This window comes from Rhizobium oryziradicis (assembly GCF_001939045.1).
Classification (GTDB): Bacteria; Pseudomonadota; Alphaproteobacteria; order Rhizobiales; family Rhizobiaceae; genus Allorhizobium; species Allorhizobium oryziradicis.
On the sequence record NZ_MKIM01000020.1, the window covers coordinates 54559 to 73797 of the forward strand.

General features: G+C 55.1%; 18 protein-coding genes. 7 read left to right on the top strand and 11 right to left on the bottom strand.

The features are described from left to right. Positions 1-10: 10 nt before the first annotated feature. The 3 genes from mmsB to chvE all read right to left on the bottom strand — a co-directional run bounded on the left by mmsB (position 11) and on the right by chvE (position 4017). Positions 11-1210 (bottom strand): multiple monosaccharide ABC transporter permease, encoded by a 1200-nt coding sequence (mmsB, locus tag BJF95_RS02090; RefSeq protein WP_075637790.1) that lies wholly within the window; start codon positions 1208-1210, stop codon positions 11-13. Continuing rightward, on the bottom strand, positions 1210-2745 hold the full coding sequence (gene mmsA, locus BJF95_RS02095) for a multiple monosaccharide ABC transporter ATP-binding protein (protein ID WP_075637928.1): 1536 nt from the start codon (positions 2743-2745) through the stop codon (positions 1210-1212). Before mmsA ends, mmsB begins: the two co-directional genes overlap by 1 nt. Before the next feature lie 204 nt (positions 2746-2949). Then, positions 2950-4017, bottom strand: a complete 1068-nt coding sequence (gene chvE / locus BJF95_RS02100; RefSeq protein ID WP_139317373.1) for a multiple monosaccharide ABC transporter substrate-binding protein — start codon at positions 4015-4017, stop codon at positions 2950-2952. A gap of 225 nt (positions 4018-4242) precedes the next feature. On the opposite strand from chvE, the gene BJF95_RS02105 reads away from it, so the two are divergent. The 5 genes from BJF95_RS02105 to BJF95_RS02125 all read left to right on the top strand — a co-directional run bounded on the left by BJF95_RS02105 (position 4243) and on the right by BJF95_RS02125 (position 9559). Beyond that, the gene (locus BJF95_RS02105; protein WP_075637792.1) at positions 4243-5175 is read left to right on the top strand and encodes a LysR family transcriptional regulator; all 933 of its coding nucleotides are present in this window, start codon (positions 4243-4245) and stop codon (positions 5173-5175) included. Positions 5176-5370: 195 nt separating this feature from the next. Next, positions 5371-6972: a Re/Si-specific NAD(P)(+) transhydrogenase subunit alpha gene (locus BJF95_RS02110; protein WP_075637793.1), complete on the top strand. Its 1602-nt coding sequence runs from the start codon at positions 5371-5373 to the stop codon at positions 6970-6972. Positions 6973-6988: 16 nt separating this feature from the next. After that, a complete protein-coding gene (locus tag BJF95_RS02115; protein ID WP_075637794.1) occupies positions 6989-8422 on the top strand; it encodes an NAD(P)(+) transhydrogenase (Re/Si-specific) subunit beta in 1434 nt (477 codons plus the stop codon). A gap of 221 nt (positions 8423-8643) precedes the next feature. Further along, positions 8644-8979, top strand: coding sequence for a hypothetical protein (locus tag BJF95_RS02120; protein WP_075637795.1), 336 nt, complete (start codon positions 8644-8646; stop codon positions 8977-8979). Positions 8980-9046: 67 nt separating this feature from the next. Continuing rightward, a complete protein-coding gene (locus BJF95_RS02125) occupies positions 9047-9559 on the top strand; it encodes a hypothetical protein (RefSeq protein ID WP_075637796.1) in 513 nt (170 codons plus the stop codon). Positions 9560-9640: 81 nt separating this feature from the next. Here BJF95_RS02125 and BJF95_RS02130 read toward each other — a convergent pair whose 3' ends face one another. Further along, on the bottom strand, positions 9641-10162 hold the full coding sequence (locus BJF95_RS02130) for a DinB family protein (protein WP_075637797.1): 522 nt from the start codon (positions 10160-10162) through the stop codon (positions 9641-9643). Between the two features lie 68 nt (positions 10163-10230). Between BJF95_RS02130 and BJF95_RS02135 the strand changes: the two genes are divergently transcribed. Further along, positions 10231-10851, top strand: a complete 621-nt coding sequence (locus BJF95_RS02135; RefSeq protein ID WP_342587937.1) for a TetR/AcrR family transcriptional regulator — start codon at positions 10231-10233, stop codon at positions 10849-10851. A 146-nt stretch (positions 10852-10997) separates the two neighbouring features. Here BJF95_RS02135 and BJF95_RS02140 read toward each other — a convergent pair whose 3' ends face one another. Then, positions 10998-11552, bottom strand: a complete 555-nt coding sequence (locus tag BJF95_RS02140) for a TetR/AcrR family transcriptional regulator (RefSeq protein WP_075637798.1) — start codon at positions 11550-11552, stop codon at positions 10998-11000. 80 nt (positions 11553-11632) lie between these two features. Here BJF95_RS02140 and BJF95_RS02145 point away from each other — a divergent pair, with 80 nt between their 5' ends. Then, entirely contained in the window at positions 11633-13132 is a 1500-nt protein-coding gene (locus BJF95_RS02145) for an MFS transporter (RefSeq protein ID WP_075637799.1), read from the top strand. Between the two features lie 47 nt (positions 13133-13179). Here the strand turns inward: BJF95_RS02145 and BJF95_RS02150 are convergent, their stop codons facing one another. Genes BJF95_RS02150 through BJF95_RS02175 form a run of 6 tightly spaced genes read right to left on the bottom strand, consistent with a single transcriptional unit; the run spans position 13180 to position 19236 of the window. Further along, a complete protein-coding gene (locus tag BJF95_RS02150; protein ID WP_075637800.1) occupies positions 13180-14712 on the bottom strand; it encodes a UxaA family hydrolase in 1533 nt (510 codons plus the stop codon). Then, the gene (gene uxuA, locus BJF95_RS02155; protein ID WP_075637801.1) at positions 14705-15898 is read right to left on the bottom strand and encodes a mannonate dehydratase; all 1194 of its coding nucleotides are present in this window, start codon (positions 15896-15898) and stop codon (positions 14705-14707) included. Before uxuA ends, BJF95_RS02150 begins: the two co-directional genes overlap by 8 nt. Then, entirely contained in the window at positions 15895-17352 is a 1458-nt protein-coding gene (locus tag BJF95_RS02160; protein WP_075637930.1) for a mannitol dehydrogenase family protein, read from the bottom strand. Before BJF95_RS02160 ends, uxuA begins: the two co-directional genes overlap by 4 nt. Beyond that, complete coding sequence (gene kduD / locus BJF95_RS02165) at positions 17330-18076, bottom strand: 2-dehydro-3-deoxy-D-gluconate 5-dehydrogenase KduD (protein ID WP_075637802.1); 747 nt, start codon at positions 18074-18076, stop codon at positions 17330-17332. Before kduD ends, BJF95_RS02160 begins: the two co-directional genes overlap by 23 nt. Further along, positions 18073-18894: a 5-dehydro-4-deoxy-D-glucuronate isomerase gene (gene kduI / locus BJF95_RS02170; RefSeq protein ID WP_075637803.1), complete on the bottom strand. Its 822-nt coding sequence runs from the start codon at positions 18892-18894 to the stop codon at positions 18073-18075. The genes kduD and kduI overlap by 4 nt, the downstream gene beginning before the upstream one ends. Positions 18895-18912: 18 nt before the next feature. Then, the gene (locus tag BJF95_RS02175) at positions 18913-19236 is read right to left on the bottom strand and encodes a cupin domain-containing protein (protein ID WP_075637804.1); all 324 of its coding nucleotides are present in this window, start codon (positions 19234-19236) and stop codon (positions 18913-18915) included. Between the last annotated feature and the right edge of the window lie 3 nt (positions 19237-19239).

A 19239-nucleotide genomic window follows, 5' to 3' on the forward strand; every position in this document is an offset into this window, starting at 1 on the left:
CCCAGTTTCCTTAGGCTGCTTTGTTCTTGTTGTAGACGTCGAAGAAGACGGCGGCGAGAAGCACGAGACCCTTGACCATCTGCTGGAAATCAATCCCCAGACCAACGATGGACATGCCGTTGTTCATCACGCCCATGATAAAGGCACCAATCACGGCACCGGTAATTTTGCCAACGCCACCAGAGGCCGAAGCACCGCCGATAAAGCAGGCGGCAATCACGTCCAGCTCGAAACCACTACCGGCTTTTGGTGTGGCAGAGTTGAGGCGGGCGGCGATAATCATGCCAGCCAGACCAGCCAGAACACCCATGTTGACGAATGTCAGGAAGCTCAGACGCTCGGTGTTGATACCCGACAGTTTGGTAGCCTTCTCGTTGCCACCCATGGCGTAGATGCGACGGCCAATGGTGGTGCGGCGGGTGACGAAGGAATAGAGAACGATCAGCGCCAGCATCACGACCAAGACGTTTGGCAGACCGCGATAGGTCGACAGAAGATAGCCAAGTGCCATAACCGCGCCCGATACCAGCAGGTTCTGAACGAGGAAGAAGCTGAATGGCTCAACATCAATGCCGTGAGCGACATTGACCTGACGACGACGCCAAGCCAGCACAAACAATGCAACGGCACCAATCACAGTCAGAATGATCGATGTCGAGTGCAGGTCGCCCATATCCACCAGATCGGGCAGGAAGCCGGTGCTGATCAGCTGGAATTCCTTCGGGAAAGGACCGATATTACGGCCGCCGAGCACGAAAAGCGTAAGACCACGAAACACCAACATGCCGGCCAGCGTGACGATAAACGACGGGATACGGTGGTAGGCAACCCAATAACCCTGGGCCGCACCGATAATACCGCCGATCACCAAACAGATCAGCACGGTCGGGATAAACCCAAGACCCCATTGCACGGTGAGAATGGCAGCCACAGCACCAATGAAACCAACGATCGAGCCGACCGACAGGTCGATATGCCCCGCCACGATGACCAGCAACATGCCCAGCGCCATGATGACGATGAACGAGTTCTGCAGCACAAGGTTGGTCAGGTTGACGGGCTTGAACAAGATACCGCCGGTGTAGAACTGGAAGAACACCATGATGGCCACGAGGGCAATCAGCATGCCATATTCGCGGATATTGGCGCGAATGTAGGACGCGATCGACACCACGTTCTGCTCTTGCGAGGATGGATTGGCGGAACTCATTATTTATTCTCCCCTGAACGCATGATAGCGCGCATGATGCTTTCCTGGCTTGCCTCTTCCTTCGAAAGCTCTGCGACGATGCGTCCTTCGTTCATAACGTAGATGCGGTCACAGGTTCCAAGCAGTTCAGGCATTTCCGACGAGATCATCAGAACGCCCTTACCATCGGCCGCAAGCTGGTTGATAATGCTGTAGATTTCATATTTCGCGCCAACATCGATGCCGCGCGTTGGCTCATCCAGAATGAGCACTTCCGGGTCGGAAAACAGCCATTTGGACAAAACAACCTTCTGCTGGTTGCCGCCCGACAGGTTGACCGTTTCCTGATAGATGCCGTGCGAGCGAATACGCAGTTTTGAGCGATAATCGGTGGCAACCTTGATCTCTTTGATGTCATTGATGACACCGGCGCTGGACACACCCGGCAGATTGGCAAGCGTCGTGTTGTGCAAAATGGTATCAGCCAGCACCAGACCCAGATGTTTGCGGTCTTCGGTCACATAGGCAAGGCCCGCATCAATGGCTTTGCGCACGGTGGAGACATCCACAGGCTTGCCATCCATATAGGCCTCACCGCTGATGCGGTGGCCGTAGGACTTGCCAAACAGGCTCATGGCAAATTCGGTGCGACCTGCGCCCATAAGGCCAGCGATACCAACCACTTCGCCACGCTTCACATGCACATTGATGTCGTGCAAAACCTGGCGTTCGCGGTGCTGGTGATGGAAGGCATTCCAGTTCTTGACCTCAAGAACGGTTTCGCCAATCGGCACGGAGCGCGGAGGATAACGATCTTCCAGATCACGACCAACCATGTTGCGAATGATCACGTCTTCGCTGACTTCTTCCGCGTGACAGTCCAGTGTCTTCACGGTCATGCCGTCGCGCAACACCGTGATCTGGTCGGCCACTTTGCGCACTTCGTTCAGCTTGTGGGTGATGATGATCGAGGTAATGCCCTGTTTGCGGAACTCGATCAAAAGATTGAGAAGCGCATCCGAGTCAGTTTCATTCAGCGAGGCAGTTGGTTCGTCCAGAATGAGCAATTTAACGCTCTTGGACAGCGCCTTGGCAATTTCGGCCAATTGCTGTTTGCCAACACCAATATCCGTGACCAGCGTGCTCGGAGACTCCTTCAAGCCAACCATGGCGAGGAGTTTCTTGGTGCGGCTGAAGGTTTGTTCCCAGCTGATGACGCCCTTGGAGGCAATTTCATTGCCCAAGAAAATATTCTCGGCAATCGACAATTGCGGCACAAGCGCCAGTTCCTGGTGAATAATGATGATGCCGATTTCTTCACTGTCTTTGATGACTTTGAAGTTGCGCACTTCGCCGTCATAAACAATATCGCCATCGTAACTTCCGGCCGGGTAAACGCCGGAGAGAACTTTCATCAAGGTGGACTTGCCAGCCCCGTTCTCGCCCACCAATGCGTGGATCTCACCCTTGCGAACCTTGAGGTTCACATCCGCAAGCGCTTTCACGCCTGGGAACGTCTTGGTGATGTTCCGCATTTCGAGGATGGTATTTTCCATAATATTGTTCCAGAGCCACAGCCGCGAGATCATGCTGATGTCAGGCGTTGTCGCCTTCTCGTCCAATCATGATCTGCAACAAACAGTTAGAGCGCGATTTCATGCGAAAACCGCTCGCAGTTTTCGCCATCCCGCTTCAGGGGCGGATGCGCGAACAAAAAAGAAAGCCGGAATTTATCAGACATAAATTCCGGCCATTCCGTATTACTTCAGTTGGTCAGCCTTGTAGTAGCCGCCTTCAACCAGAACCTTTTCGTAGTTGGCCTTGGTCACAGCAACAGGCTTCAGCAGGTAAGCTGGAACAACCTTCACGCCGTTGTCATAGGTCTTGGTGTCGTTGACTTCAGGCGTCTTGCCTTCCATCAGGGCGTTGACCATGTTGACGGTAACCTTTGCGAGGTCGCGGGTGTCCTTGAAGATCGTCGAATACTGTTCGCCAGCAATGATCGACTTCACGGAAGGCACTTCAGCATCCTGACCCGAGATGTATGGCAATGGCAGATCCTTCGTGCCGTAGCCTACGCCCTTGAGCGAGGAGATGATGCCGATGGAAATACCATCGTAAGGCGACAGAACAGCGTTGACCTTGGCATCGGTGTAGTAAGCCGACAGCAGGTTATCCATACGGGCCTGTGCAACAGCACCGTCCCAACGCAGCGTACCAACCTTGTCCATGCCGGTCTGGCCAGACTTTACAACCAGAACGCCGCTGTCGATGTAAGGCTGAAGAACCGACATCGCGCCGTTGTAGAAGAAGAAGGCATTGTTATCGTCTGGCGAGCCGCCGAACAATTCAATGTTGAATGGGCCCTTCTTGCCGTCCTTCAGGCCGAGGCCGTCAACCAATGTGCCAGCCTGCAACACGCCAACCTGGAAGTTGTCGAATGTTGCATAGTAGTCAACATTTGGTGTGTCACGGATCAGACGGTCATAAGCGATAACCTTGACGCCTGCATCGTGAGCCTGCTTCAGAACGTCCGACAGCGTCGTGCCATCGATGGATGCAATCACCAGAACCTTGTCGCCCTTGGTGACCATGTTCTCGATCTGCGAGAGCTGGTTTGGAATGTCGTCGTCAGCATACTGCAGGTCTGTCTTGTAGCCAGCTGCTTCAAGCTGCTTGACGATGTTGTTGCCGTCATCGATCCAGCGAGCCGAGGACTTTGTTGGCATAGCAATACCAACTGTGCCCTTATCTGCTGCAAAAGCAGACGACGACAAAACAGCCGCGCCCAAAGCTACGGACGCAAAAAGCTTTACGATTTTATTCACGTGGAACCTCCCTTGGTTTCCAAATTTCAACTGCTGCATCCTTTCACCCTCGCTCCTTTGAAGGTGTTGGAAAATGCAGTAGCGGCCCCAGCTCCGTCTGTTCGCCGCGAAAGAATCCGGTAGGCTTTTTCAGCGCACATGATCCATACTGGACTCTTATAGCCGATTGTATGTCTTTCAAATGATTTATTTGACAATCCACATACCAAAGTTGATATATCATTCATGGCTACTCCACTTCTCACCCGCCTTCAACCCAAGCACTTCAATCTGGTTCGCGCCATTTTTGAGCTTGGACAGCTCAATCTCGCTGCCGTTCAACTCTCCATGACGCAGCCAGCGGCATCACGCCTTTTGGCAGAAACCGAGCGTATTGTCGGGGCCGAGATCTTTGTGCGCACCCCCAAAGGCATGGAGCCAACCGAGCTTGGGCAGGCTTTAGCGCGCCGGGCGGAAATTTTGCTGGAAGAAATGCGCGAAGCCATGCGCGAGGTGGACGCCATCAAGCGCGGTGCCACCGGCACCGTGCGCGTGGGGGCTGTCACCGGCGGGGCGCTGGGCTATCTGGTGCCAGCCATTCGCGCCTTGAAAATCGAGGCGCGCACGGCTGATATTCATGTGGATGTTGCGCCCAGTGGGGCGCTGATTTCCAATCTTGTGTCTGGTCAGTTTGATTTTGTGCTGGGGCGCATTCCGGTGGGTGTTGACGCGCGGCAGTTTGATATTCGCCACGCGCGCACCGAGGAAGTGGATCTGATTGTGCATCAGACCCATCCGCTGGCCAATGCCACCAGTCTTGGCATGGCAGATTTATTGCACTTTCCCTGGGTCATGCAGGGACCGGGCGCGCCGGTGCGGCAGGCGGTGGAAAATGCCTTCATTCAGGCGGGCACCAGCTTGCCGGTTGATGTGGTGAACACCACGTCGCTCCTGGTGATGATTGCGATGATTGCCACCTCCAATGCCATTGCGCCGCTGTCGCAGGAAGTGTCAGATCTGCTGTGTCGACAAACCACAGGTGCCGGGCTGAGCCGTCTTGCGATCAAAATGCCCATTATCGTTCTGCCTTATCACATGATCAGTCTGCGAAGCCGCAGCATGTCAACATTGGCATCACGGCTGCAAGATCTGGTGTTGCAGGAGTTTGTGGCCCGCTAGGACCGAGCGGGTTTTTCGCGCAACGCCTCTCTCATGATGAATGCGTCATTTGCTCTTTCGGAACGTACCGAAATCCTTAACAAAGGCTTGTGTTGGCAGTGTTAACTCTCTTTAATAACGTGACTGTGAGGTGATCAGGACATCATGTCACGGAGACGTGGGCGGCGAGAGACCATAGCGTTTCAGCGTACCCACATGGTGAGGGTCAGGAGGTGCGTTTTGAAATTAAAAATTGGGTCGCCTAAGGAATTATTTGTTGGCGAGGCGCGCGTCGCGATGACGCCAGACAGCGCGCAAGCTTTGCAGAAACTGGGATATGATTGCGTTGTCGAGACGGGCGCTGGCAAAGCCGCCGGATTTTCAGACGACGCTTATCGCGCGGCGGGCGTGACAGTGCTGGACACGGCAAACGAGCTTTATGCGAGTGCCGATGTGATCGCCAAGGTTCGCCCGCCTGAGACGTCGGAGGTGGAACAACTCACCCCTGGCAAAACCCTGATCTCCTTTTTCTATCCTGCCCAAAACGCAGCACTTTTGGAAGACGCCAAGGCCACGGGTGCCAATGTGATTGCCATGGACATGGTGCCGCGCATCTCGCGCGCCCAGAAAATGGATGCCCTGTCTTCCATGGCCAATATTGCCGGTTACCGTGCCGTCATTGAGGCGGGTAACAATTTTGGCCGCTTCTTCACCGGGCAGGTGACAGCGGCGGGCAAAGTGCCGCCTGCCAAAGTGCTGGTGATTGGTGCCGGTGTTGCGGGTCTGGCCGCCATTGGCACGGCCACCTCTCTGGGTGCGATTGTTTATGCTTTTGACGTTCGCCCCGAAGTGGCCGAACAGATCGAAAGCATGGGCGCGCAATTCGTTTATCTCGAATTTGAAGCCACGCAGGATGGCGCTGCCACGGGCGGTTATGCCGCGCCTTCTTCGCCCGAATTCCGTGAAAAGCAGCTCGCGAAATTCCGCGAGCTAGCGCCGGACATTGACATTGTCATCACCACGGCCCTTATTCCGGGCCGCGATGCGCCAAAGCTGTGGCTGGCCGATATGGTCTCGGCCATGAAGCCGGGCTCGGTGATTATTGACCTTGCCGCCGAGCGCGGCGGCAATTGCGATCTCACCGTCGCAGATCAGCGCGTGGTGTCGGATAATGGCGTGATTGTTGTTGGCTACACGGATTTTCCAAGCCGGATGGCGGCGCAATCCTCGACGCTCTATTCCACCAATATCCGCCATATGATGACCGATCTGACGCCTGCCAAGGATGGCAAGCTGGTCCACAATATGGAAGATGACGTTATTCGTGGTGCCACGGTGACGTTTGAGGGTGCGATCACCTTCCCGCCACCACCACCGAAGGTGCAAGCTATTGCAGCGGCCAAGCCCAAGGAAAAAGTCAAGGAACTGACCCACGATGAAAAACGGGCCAAGGAAGCAGCCGAGTTCAAGGCGCAGACCACCAATCAGGTGAAACTGCTGGCCATTGGCACGGCTGTCATGCTGCTGGTGGGCGCTTTTGCCCCGGCCAGCTTCATGAGTCACTTTATTGTGTTCGTGCTGGCCTGTTTCATTGGTTTCTCGGTGATCTGGAATGTCAGCCACTCGCTGCATACGCCTTTGATGGCGGTGACCAATGCCATTTCCGGCATCGTCATTCTGGGCGCATTGCTGCAAATCGGGTCCAGCAATTGGCTGGTGGTAACGCTTGCGGCACTGTCGGTGCTGATTGCGACGATCAATATCGTCGGCGGCTTCCTCGTGACACGGCGCATGCTCGCCATGTTCCAGAAGTCCTGAGGGAGAGGGGATTAACATGGCAATTGGTATTGTTTCTGCGGCCTATATTGCGGCTGCTGTGCTGTTTATTCTCTCGCTGGGTGGCTTGTCGGGCCAGGAAAGCGCCAAGCGCGCCGTCTGGTACGGCATTGTCGGCATGGGTCTGGCGGTGATTGCCACCGTGTTTGGCCCGGATGTTGGCCATTGGTTCATCATCGTGTTGATGATCGCTGGTGGCTCGGTGCTGGGTTATTACGTCGCCTCGCGCGTGCAGATGACCGAAATGCCGCAGCTTGTGGCGGCTCTGCATAGCTTTGTGGGGCTTGCCGCCGTTTTCATCGGTTATAACGCCCATATCGAAGAAGCGCATGTGGCGCGTCTGGATGAGGCAGCGCGTGCCTCGCTCACCGGCTTTGCGGCCATTTTGGCCCACAAATTGCCGGTCGAACTGGCGATCATGAAGGTCGAAGTGTTTCTCGGCGTGTTCATCGGTGCTGTCACCTTTACTGGCTCTGTGATTGCCTTTGGCAAACTGGCAGGCAAGGTGGATGGCAAGGCCAAAAAACTGCCCGGCGGCCATATGCTCAATGCGGGTGCGGCGGCTCTGTCGCTCATTCTGTTGATCGCCTATTTCAACGGTGCGGGCGCATGGTCGCTGGTGCTGATGACGCTTTTGGCCTTCTTCATTGGCTATCACCTGATCATGGGTATTGGCGGTGCTGATATGCCGGTGGTGGTGTCGATGCTCAACAGCTATTCCGGCTGGGCGGCAGCAGCCATTGGCTTCACACTCGGCAATGACCTGTTGATTGTCACGGGTGCGCTGGTTGGTTCTTCCGGTGCCATTCTCTCCTACATTATGTGTAAGGCGATGAACCGCTCGTTTGTCTCGGTTATCCTTGGCGGCTTTGGCACAACCACGGGTCCGGCGATGGAAATCACCGGCGAACAGATTGCCATTGATGCGGAAGGTGTTGCATCGGCGCTCAACGAAGCCGATAGCGTCATCATCGTCCCCGGTTATGGCATGGCGGTGGCGCAGGCCCAGCAGGCGGTGTCTGAACTCACCCGCAAGCTGCGCGATGCGGGCAAGAACGTGCGTTTTGCCATCCATCCGGTGGCAGGCCGTCTGCCGGGGCATATGAACGTGCTTTTGGCCGAAGCCAAGGTACCTTACGACATCGTGATGGAAATGGACGAGATCAACGACGATTTCCCCGAAACCGACGTTGTCATCGTTATCGGTTCCAATGATATCGTCAACCCGGCCGCCGAAGAAGATCCAAACAGCCCGATTGCTGGCATGCCTGTGTTGCAGGTGTGGAAGGCCAAGCAGGTGTTTGTGTCCAAGCGCGGCCAGGGCACCGGCTATTCCGGCATCGAAAATCCGTTGTTTTACAAGGAAAACACCCGGATGTTCTATGGTGATGCGAAGAAGTCGATCAACGAGCTGTTGCCAATGATCAAGTAAGAGCGGTCACGTTTGCAGAGTGAAAAAGCCGGGCGGAAACGCCCGGTTTTTTTGTCAATAAGGGTGCTTCTACAAGCAGTAAGGTCTCAGGCTTGTGTTTTAAGTGCCGTCCTATCTTGATGCTCCCAAGAATGGTGATCTCAAATTTGTGATATATCGTGACTTTGTCTATCGCTGCTCATAGAAATCTCTCACCAAAAAGCAAAGGTAGGGGTTAATCTATGAAAAAGCTCAATGTAATGCTGGTCGCTTCCGTTGCATTTTTTGCAGCGGGTACAATCGCTCATGCTGACGATCTCGTTTTCACGCTCAAAAACGGCACAAAATCAGTTTTGACCAATTTTTATACATCACCCGTTGGCGTCAATGATTGGGAAGATGATGTTTTTGGTAAAGATGTACTCGGGCCTGGTGAGAGCATTGAGATCACCATTGCCGATGGTCGCAGGACTTGCAAATACGACATGAAGTTCGAGTTCGAAGAAGGTTCCAATCTCGATACCACAACGGATACACAGGATCTTTGCAAAACAGGCTCCTACACGATCCACGAGTGAGGCATGCAAAAGGGGGGCTATGCTCCCCTTATTCCTTGGGTGACGAGAACACGAGAGATGGTGGCGCATGGGATTGTTCGATTGGCTTATGGGACGGCAGCGCCCCAAAGCGGGCGTCATGCGCCAGACCCCGGCTGATCTGCGCGCAGCGCTTCTCTCCATCAATCGCGATAGCGCGCCATTTGTCATTCGGGATGGTAAAGCAGAGGGTGTTGACCTCGTTGCCGAATGGAAAATCGCCGATGCCCGTTGGTACGAGATTTTCGCCAAAGCAGGACTGCAAAAAGCCTTCCGTGTGCTGCTGAAATTCGATGAAGCCAGCGGCGAAGTGCGGGCGCTGGATCAGGAATGGCAGGTCGAATGGCGCGCAGGTGAGCCGCAATTGACGTTAAACACAGAAGCCTTTCTCGGACGAAAATGGGAAATGAGCTTTGAAAGTGTTACCGCCTTTCGCGAGGATCTGTCCTACGGCAAGGTTTATGAATACGCTTTCAAAAGCAGTGAGATCAAAAAGCCGTTGCAAGCCGCTGTGTTCGCGGTTGGCTGGGGCTGGAGATCGGTTGCTTTTGGGGCGTTGTAAAGGCTGGATGCGCCATCACGATTCCGGCCATAGCAATGCGTGGTCGTTGACCATTGATTTTCTGCTGATGATTAAGGGAGATCAAACAGCCATTTCGAGTTTGCCATGTTGTCGCCGGTCTGGTTCGGTTTGATGTAAAAACACGGCAAACGTATCCCACGGCAATTGAGCTGAGGCCTGGGCCAGAATGTGACCGACTTCACCTCTGTGATAACAGCTATGGGTGACAACATGGGTCAGCATTTCTTCTCGTGTCATGGTGCCTTTGTCACCGTCTGTGAAGGTAAATGCGATTTTCTCACTGAGACGATCGGGTGCAACACTCTTTGCATAATCAAGATACCATTGGTCTGATGCAATGACTGCTTTGCGTAAGTCTTCCAACTCTGGCATCTCATCTGTGTTGTCTGACGTGTATCCATGGGGACGACCGATAAGGTGGCCAGCAAATATCTGGGCAACGACATAGGTGTGGTTCAACAGCCGTATCGCTTGATAATAGGCGTGTTCATGTCGCCCCCGGTCCATAATTGCGAGCTTGTCGAAAAACGCCTCGTTGGCCCATGCCTGATAGCTGAAAAAACGGCTGAGTTGCGCTGTCATCGTGCGTCTCCTTTGCATTTTGAAAAAATGCGAGTAATTTATTCACATTCTTGTCCGGAGAGGTAAGTTTGTCTACTCGCATCGAAAAATCGAAACCTATGATGCGCAAGCGGCCGACGCAGGCGCGTTCCAAGGTGACGGTGGATGCGATCATTGAGGCAGCTGCTCGTATTTTGAGCGATCACGGCTGGACTGGATTCACCACCAATAAAGTTGCTGAGGCCGCAGGTGTGAGCATAGGCTCATACTATCAATATTTCCCCGATAAGCATGCGTTGGTTGACGCGATCCGGGAGCGTCATCTGGAGGATTGTCGCACTGTATTGAAGCGTGTTCTGGAACGCACGCTACCACTTCAGGAGTTTATCGAGGAATTGGTGGATGGAATTATCGCTATTCATAGTATTCATCCGGGTCTGCACAGGGTTTTGCTCGACGAGGCACCAGTTGCTGAAGCATTCAGAAACCCTAACAGTGTTTTTGAGATAGAGTATCTTGACTGCTATCGTGCCATTGTTGCCAAGTATCGTTCAGGCAAAAATGGCATCGACAATCAGACAGCCGGGATCGTTTTGTCAGACGCGATTGACGGCATTGTGCATAATGCTGCACGTCGAGGAACATTGCAGACATTCGACGTCAGAAATGGGCTTGTGCGGATAGTCCAATCCTACCTATCCGCAGCTTGAACTTACATCGCCGCCCCAACCTGCCACGACACAAATTCATTATCACCCAAGCCCAAAAGCTCTGATCCGGTTCTTTGTCCCGTTGCCGCGGTCATCACCAGATCAACAATCTCTTGGTCCGCTCGCTTTATTCTTCTTGCGCCACCCTACGTGCTCTCGCTGTCGTCCAGGAGCAAACGAAGATCGGTACAGATCTCTTGCCATTCATTTTCGCTGATGTTCATCAGATCCAGTCCCCGGAGCCAAAATAGCCCTTCGGCGGCCAGGACCGTGAGGCGGGCGCGGCGTCCTTCTGGTGTCGTGCTATCAATTTTCGCCATTAGATCGCGGTAATAGTCTTGGATTGGGGCTTTGTAGTGCGGCTCGCGCACAAGGCTGCTCATAAGGGCGGCTGCGCGACCGCCCATTTTGGCATCGCTTTTGCGATAGGCCTCGATATGGGCCAGGGCCGCGATTTGGGGGTGGCCTTCGTTTTCGGCGATGGCGGTGGCGCACAGCGTGTCAAACTCCGAATTCACTCGGTCCACCATGGCCTCAATCAACGCATCCTTGGTGCCATAGGCATAGAGAACACCGCCCTTGCTGACCTCGGCCTCTTTCGCCACCGCGTCTATCGTGAGTTTTCCGATGCCCACGGTTTCAATAACGCGGGAGGCTGCATCCAGGATGCGGGTGCGGTCGATTGTTTGATGTCTGCCCATCTTTTCCTCTTTTAAAACCGTCTGGACGGATATATATAGCGTCTCGAAGTGGATGTAAACCATGTGAATTGGAGAGTGCAATGCCCGCGCTAAACAGGTGGCTCATTCTGACAGCTGTTATTCTGGCCTTCGTGCCGATTATCGTTGATATGACGATTTTGCATATTGCTGTGCCGTCATTGACGGAAGCCCTTGGAGCATCATCAACGGAAGTGCTCTGGATTATCGATATTTATCCGCTGATCATGGCTGGCTTGCTTGTGCCAATGGGCACTTTGGGTGATCGGATGGGCTATCGGCGTTTGATGTTGATTGGCCTGGTTGTCTTCACGATCGCGTCTGTATTGGCTGCTTTTTCCATCAGTGCGCCTATGCTGATTGCCGCGCGTGTGCTGCTGGCGATTGGGGCGGCAATGGTCATGCCCTGCGTTTTGGCTTTGATCCGCCAGACCTTTGAAGACCCGCAGGAGCGCGCATTTGCACTGGGTTTGTGGACCGTGGTTGGTTCCGCAGGAGCTGCCATCGGCCCGCTTGCGGGTGGCTTTTTGCTGGAGCATTTCTGGTGGGGTTCGGTCTTTTTGATCAACGTACCCATCATGGCAGTCGTCTTGCCAATGGCCTATTTTGTTTTGCCAAGGATTGTGCCGCAGTCGAAAGCGCCGTGGAAAATCAGTCAGGCTATTTTGCTGATTGCAGGTCTTCTGGCGACTGTTTACGCGATCAAGTCGGCCGTTAAGGTCGATTCATCGACGATGATGATGGTGCTGCTGTTTATTGTTGGTGTTGGCTTACTGACCTGGTTTGGTCGTCTACAAGTGATATCCAGTCAGCCGATGCTGGACCTAAGCCTGTTCACCAATCCGGCTGTTGCCGTTGGTTTGCTCATGGCGTTTGTGGCGTCAGGCGCGTTTTCCGGCTTTGAGCTGATTTTGGCGCAGGAATTGCAATATGTCGCCGGTTTCAGCCCCCTGAGTGCCGGTTTGTTCATGATGCCTCTGGTGATTGCGTCTGCTCTTTCCGGGCCAATCGCTGGCAAGCTGAGTGGTCGATTTGGCCTTCGTCCTTTGGCAGTGACAGGGCTTTTGGGCGCATCCATTTCGTTATTCGGAATCGCGATGCTGGATTTGCGTCAGGATGTTATCCTGATCGAAGTGCTGCTCGCCGTGTTCGGATTTTCGATGGGTGTCAGTCTTTTGGCGTCGTCGGTCGCCATTATGGGCGCGGTTGATGCCAGCAAAGGCGGCTCGGCGGGCGCGCTTGAATCGACTGGTTATGAGCTGGGCGCGGGATTGGGCATCACCTTTTTCGGTGTCTTGCTGACATCGCATTATCAATCATCGTTCGGCCTGTCTTTGAGTGGTGCCGAAGCGGTGGCCTCGCATTCAATCGGTGAAGCAATGCATATTGCCCGCCAGATTGGTGGGGAGCGTGGCGAAGCCATTGCAGAGACGGCGCGTGCTGCCTTTTCCAGTGCGCATGGAGTGGTGCTGACAACAACGTCAGCCCTGCTGTTTGTGCTGACCTTCGTCGTGTTTTTCTCTCTGCGCAACCACAAAGACCAGCCTTCGTCTGGCCATTGATCAACATAACATCCCCCCTGGATCAGCCATGATGCAGGGGGTGTTGCTTACATAACTGCCCCAACCTGCCATGGCACGAATTCATTGTCGCCCAAGCCCAAAATCTCTGACTTGGTCTTTTGGCCTGATGCTGAGGCCAACACGAGATCCAAAATCTCTCGTCCCTTTTGCTCAATAGAAACCCCGGCGCTGATGATATCACCGCAGTTGAGGTCCATGTCGTCGGGCATGTCTTCGAACAGTTTGCTGTTGGTGGCAAGCTTGATGGTGGGGGTGGGCTTGGAGCCAAAGGCTGAGCCGCGACCGGTGGTGAACACCAGCATTTGCGCGCCGCCCGCAATCTGGCCAGTGGCCGAGACGGGATCATAGCCGGGGGTGTCCATGAAGATAAAGCCTGGGATGTCGATGCGCTCGGCATAGTTCAGCACGCCGGTGAGGGGGGTGCTGCCCGCCTTGGCCGATGCACCCAGCGATTTTTCCAAAATCGTGGTCAGCCCGCCCAGTTTGTTGCCGGGGCTGGGGTTGTTGTCCATCGAGCCGCGGTTCATTTTTGTGTAGTCTTCCCACCAGCGGATACGCTCTATCAGCTTTTCGCCGATCTCACTTGATGCCGCACGGCGCAACAACAATTGTTCTGCGCCATAGATTTCCGGTGTTTCCGAGAGAATAACCGTGCCGCCCATGCCGACCAGCAGGTCAGAGGCCACGCCGAGTGCGGGATTGGCGGTGATGCCGGAAAAGCCATCGGAGCCGCCGCATTGCAACGCCAGTTTCAGCTCTGAGGCCGGGATGGGTTCTCTCTGCACGGCATTCACGGTGGGCAGAATGCTTTTGATATGATCCACAAGCTGGCGAATGGTGGCGGCTGTGCCGCCGCTGTCTTGAATGGTGAGGCCAAAGAAGCGGCTGTCATCGGCTCCGCCATAGAGCATTTTCATCCGCCCCAATTGCATCACTTCGCAGCCAAGGCCCACGAAAACGGCTGCCCCGACATTGGGGTGGGTGGCATAGCCCCACAGCACGCGCTGCAAAAGATCCGCCCCTTCGCCGCCGCCGTCCATGCCACAGCCGGTGCCGTGGGCAAAGGCGGCGACGCCGTCGATATTGGGATAATCGGCCAGAATACCAGAACGATTGATCTCGTCGGCAGCCCGACGGATCACCGTGGCGGAACAGTTCACCGTGGCACAGATGGCAATGAAATTGCGCGTGCCCGCCTGCCCATTGGCGCGGCGATAGCCCATGAAAGTTGGGGTTTCAACTTTGGGAATGGCGGCTAGCGCCTTTGGGTAATCCGCGCCGATCTCATAGTGTTGATCATGGGCTCCAAAGGCGCAATTGTCGGTATGGACATGCTCCCCCGCCTTGATCGGGCGACTGGCATAGCCAATCACCTGACCGAATTTGGTGATATTGCCGCCTTCAGCAATATCGGTTTTGGCAATCTTGTGGCCGCGCGCCACAGGATGATCAAGCGCTGCACCAAAGCCGAGCGGCTGCTCCCCCGCCTTCACCGGATTGGTGAGAATTGCAACATTATCATCGGGGTGCAGCAGCACGGTGCGGGCAATGTCAGCCATAGGTTACATTTCCATGTTCAAGGGCGCGGATCACGCCGCGCAATTCTGCCAAGCCGCGCAAACGGCCAATCAGCGGATAGCCGACAACTGTGCCACTGCCGATATCCGAGAGCAGTTCGTGCCCATGGTCTGGGCGGAAGGGAATTTCCCAATCTGCACGGCCTTCGGCCTTGCGGCGCGCTTCTTCCGCCACCAGTGCTGCAATCAGCGCCACCATATCGGTGTCGCCATCCAGATGGGCGGCTTCCTGGAAGGAGCCATCCGGCTCTTTGGCCACATTGCGCAAATGGGCAAAGTGGATGCGATCCGCAAACCGCCTTGCAATGGCAGGCACATCATTGACAGGGTTGGCCCCAAGTGAACCTGAGCAGAGCGTCAAGCCATTGGCGCGGCTGTCCTGTTGCGCCATGATCCATGCAATATCGTCTTCGCTGGACACGATGCGCGGCAGGCCCAGAATATCGCGTGGCGGATCATCCGGGTGTACGCAAAAGCGCATGCCAAGCTCTTCGGCGGTAGGAATAACCTCTGCCAGAAAACGCGCATAGTTTGCCCGAATCTCCGCGCGGCCAATACCTTTGTAGCGCTTCAGCGCTTCGCGCAAACCGTTGATATCATAGCGATCAAACGCACCCGGCAGTCCCGACATAATGCTGTTGAGCAAGGTCTGGCGGTCGTCTTCAGTCGATGCATCAAACCAGATTTTGGCTCGCGCGCGCACCTCTTCGCTGTAATCGGCCTCCGCCCCTTCGCGCTCCAGCATGTGGATTTCAAACGCCGCCATATGCGGCGATGAAAATCGCAAAGCCGTGCCGCCGCGATGGACGGGGGCATAAAGATGGGTGCGGGTCCAATCCAGCAGCGGCATGAAATTGTAGCAGATGGTGTGAATGCCATTGTCTGCCAGGTTCTTCATCGACTGGCGATAATTGGCAAACAACTGATCCAGATCGCCTTCGCCGCGCTTGATGTTTTCATGAATCGGCAGGCTTTCCACCACATTCCATGTCAGATCGAGATTGGTTCCTGCAATTTCATCCCGGCGGGCGGCAATGGCATCGCTCTGCCAGATTTCGCCATAGGGCACTTCATGCAGCGCGTTGACAATGCCGCTTGCGCCCGTCTGAGCAATTTCGCTCAGCGCGATCTTGTCGAACGGGCCATACCAGCGCCAGCTCTCTTTCATGCTTGCAATTCCTCTATCGTCTTTCTTGCGCCCTTGGTGGCAAGGCTTTCATAGCTTTCCATCAAAGCGGATGTAAATGTCGGGTTTTCCGCCAATGTTGCCGGGAAAATCTCACGAACCGAGAGCAGTGCCGTGACCTTTTCTTTCGAGCTTGCCGCTGCATCACTTAAAGTTTTCAGCCGCGCTGCCAGCGGATCGCGCACATCAATGGCCTCGCCCTTTTCATCAACACCGCCCACGTAGCGCATCCATGCAGCCACGGCCAAGGCAAGGCCCTTGATGGAACGGTTGGCAGCGAGGTTCTCAGTAATCGTGCCTAAAATACGCTGCGGCAGTTTTTGTGAGCCATCCATGGCAATCTGCCAAGTGCGATGGCGAATGGCCGGGTTGGAATAGCGCGCAAACAGGGCAGAGGTATAATCGGCAAGGCTCACGCCCTTTGGCGCATGCAGGCCGGGTGTGATTTCAGTGTTCCACAGCGCTTTGCAGAAGGTCGCAAAAACCGGGTCAGCCACAGTGTCCGAAATGGTTTCATGCCCAGCAAGATAGCCGAGATAGGCCAGCGATGAATGGGTGCCGTTGAGGCAGCGCAGCTTCATATGCTCAAACGGCGTGACATTCTCGACCAATTGCACGCCAACCGCGCCCAGATCGGGCCGCGCCCCATCGACGAACACATCTTCCACAACCCATTGGCGGAAAGGCTCGTGCATCACGGGGGATGCGTCATAGGTGCCGGTTTTTGCGGTGAGGGTTGTAATATCCTCTGGCTTGGTGGCGGGCACAATGCGATCCACCATGGTGGAGGGGAAAGCGCCTTCTGCGGCAATCCAGTCTCTCAACTCAGCAGAAATCAGGCCTGCAAATTCCAGCACCACGCCGCGCACCACCTTGCCGTTTTCCGGCAGGTTATCGCAGCACAGCACGGTGAAGGGGCGAAGCCCTGCGGTTCGGCGCTTTTCCAGCGCCTGCACCAGAAAGCCGATGGCGGATGTTGGCTTTTCCGGGTTTGCCAGATCATGAACAATATCCGGGTGACTCTGGTTGAGCTTGCCGCTGGAGGGTTCGTGGCAATAGCCCTTTTCGGTCACTGTCAGGCTGACGATTTTCACCGACTCAGCACTCATAGCGTCCAGAACGGCCGCCGGATTTTCACGCGCCACCAGCACGCCGTTCAGCACGCCAATCACGCGGGCGGTTTCACCCTCGGGGCCAAGTTCAACAGGGGTATAGGCAAAATCCTGCGGGGCCAGCGCATCGCGCTGATCGGGCCGCATCAGGCTGACGCCGATAATGCCCCAATCGCCACCGGATTTTTGCATGGCTTCTTCAATGTAGACAGCTCCATGGGCGCGGTAAAAGGCACCGAGACCCAGATGGATAATCCCGGTTTCGGGTCTTTTACTGTTGGGGCGGGTGAGGCGGGGGGAATTAGCGGGCAAGCCAGCCTCCATCAACATTCAAAATCGCACCATGGATATATTTGGCAGCAGGGGATGCAAGAAACACCGCAGCCCCGCCAATGTCTTCGGCATCACCCCAGCGACCGGCGGGAATGCGCTCCAGAATGGACTTGTTGCGGGCGGCATCATTGCGCAGCGCTTCTGTGTTGTTGGTCTCGATATAGCCGGGTGCAATGGCATTGACGTTGATGCCCTTGGCCGCCCATTCATTGGCCAGCAGCTTGGTCAGACCCGCAACACCGCTTTTGGATGCGGTGTAGGATGGCACGCGAATACCGCCCTGAAACGACAGCATGGAGGCGATATTGACCACCTTGCCGGTGCCATTGCGGGCAAACACCGCCTTGGCAAAAGCCTGGGTGAGGAAGAAAACCGCTTTCAGGTTCACATCCATCACTGCATCCCAGTCTTCCTCGGTAAAATCCACAGCATCATTGCGGCGGATAATGCCTGCATTGTTGACCAGAATATCAACCGGGCCGAGATGATCAAAGATACCCTTTCCGGCCATGGGGTCGGAGAGGTCAAGCGCAAGGCCGGTGGCCTTGCCGCCAGCCTTGGTGATCAAGGCAATGGTCTCGTCTACGGAGGAGCGGCCAGCGCAAATGACGCTGGCACCGGCCTTGGCAAGTGAAATGGCAATCGCCTGGCCAATGCCGGTGTTGGAACCGGTCACCAGCGCGGTTTTGCCATTTAATGAAAACAGATCGCTCACTTCAGCGTCTCCATCGACACCATTTCCACGTCCTTGTAATCGACATTGTCGCCAGCCATGGCCCAGATGAAGGTGTAATTGGCGGTGCCTGCACCCGAATGGATCGACCATGGCGGCGAAATCGCGCCTTCTTCGTTTTTCAGCACCAGATGGCGGGTCTCGTCCGGTTCACCCATCATGTGAAAGGCGCGCTGGCCTTCCGGCAGGTCGAAATAAAGATAGGCTTCCATGCGCCGGTCATGCACATGGGCGGGCATGGTGTTCCAGACTGATCCGGGGGCAAGCTTGGTCATGCCGACGACAAGCTGGCAGGCCTTCATCACATCCGGGTGGACAAACTGGTAGATGGTGCGCTCATTCGAGGTGGCCTGGGAGCCAAGGGTGACATTGGCCGCCTCTTCGATCTTGATCAGCCGCGACGGATAGGTGTGGTGGGCCGGAGCAGAGAGAATATAAAAACGGCCAGCGCCTGAGAAGGTGATTTTGCCGGCACCCATGCCCAGATAAAGCATGTCACCCTTGCCCATTGCGTAAGTCGCGTCTGCTTCCACGGTGCCTTCACCGCCAATATTGACCACCACCAGCTCGCGCCGATCCAGAATGGAGGCGGTACCGCATTCCTTCACGTGGTCCAAAACCAGCGTGTTGCCTGCGGGCACCGCACCACCCACAATCATGCGATCATAATGGGTGTAGATTAGCTTGATCTCGCCATCTTTGAAAATATCACCAACATGAAAGTGCTTGCGCAAATTGGTGGTGTCGAATGTCTTGGCCGTTTCCGGGTGAATGGCGTGGCGGGTTTCAACGCTGAGCATTGGAGCACTCCTTAAAAATTAGAGAAAGTCATCACGCCGAGGCGTGAAGGTATCAATCAAGACGCCGGGTTCCAGAACCCGGCAGCCGTGGAAAGCGAGAGAGGGAATGACAAAACTGTCACCAGGGCCGACCTCAAACGTGTCGTCACCGATGAAAAACTCAAACCGTCCCGATTGCACATAGGTAGACTGAATGTGGGGATGATTATGGCGAGAACCCACTCCACCTTCAGCAAAGGTGAAGCTGACCACCATCAACTCCGGACTATCGGACAACACCTGCCGGGTGACATGGTTGCCCGCATCCACGGCAGGAAATGTTTTGACGAACGGATTGGTCATTGT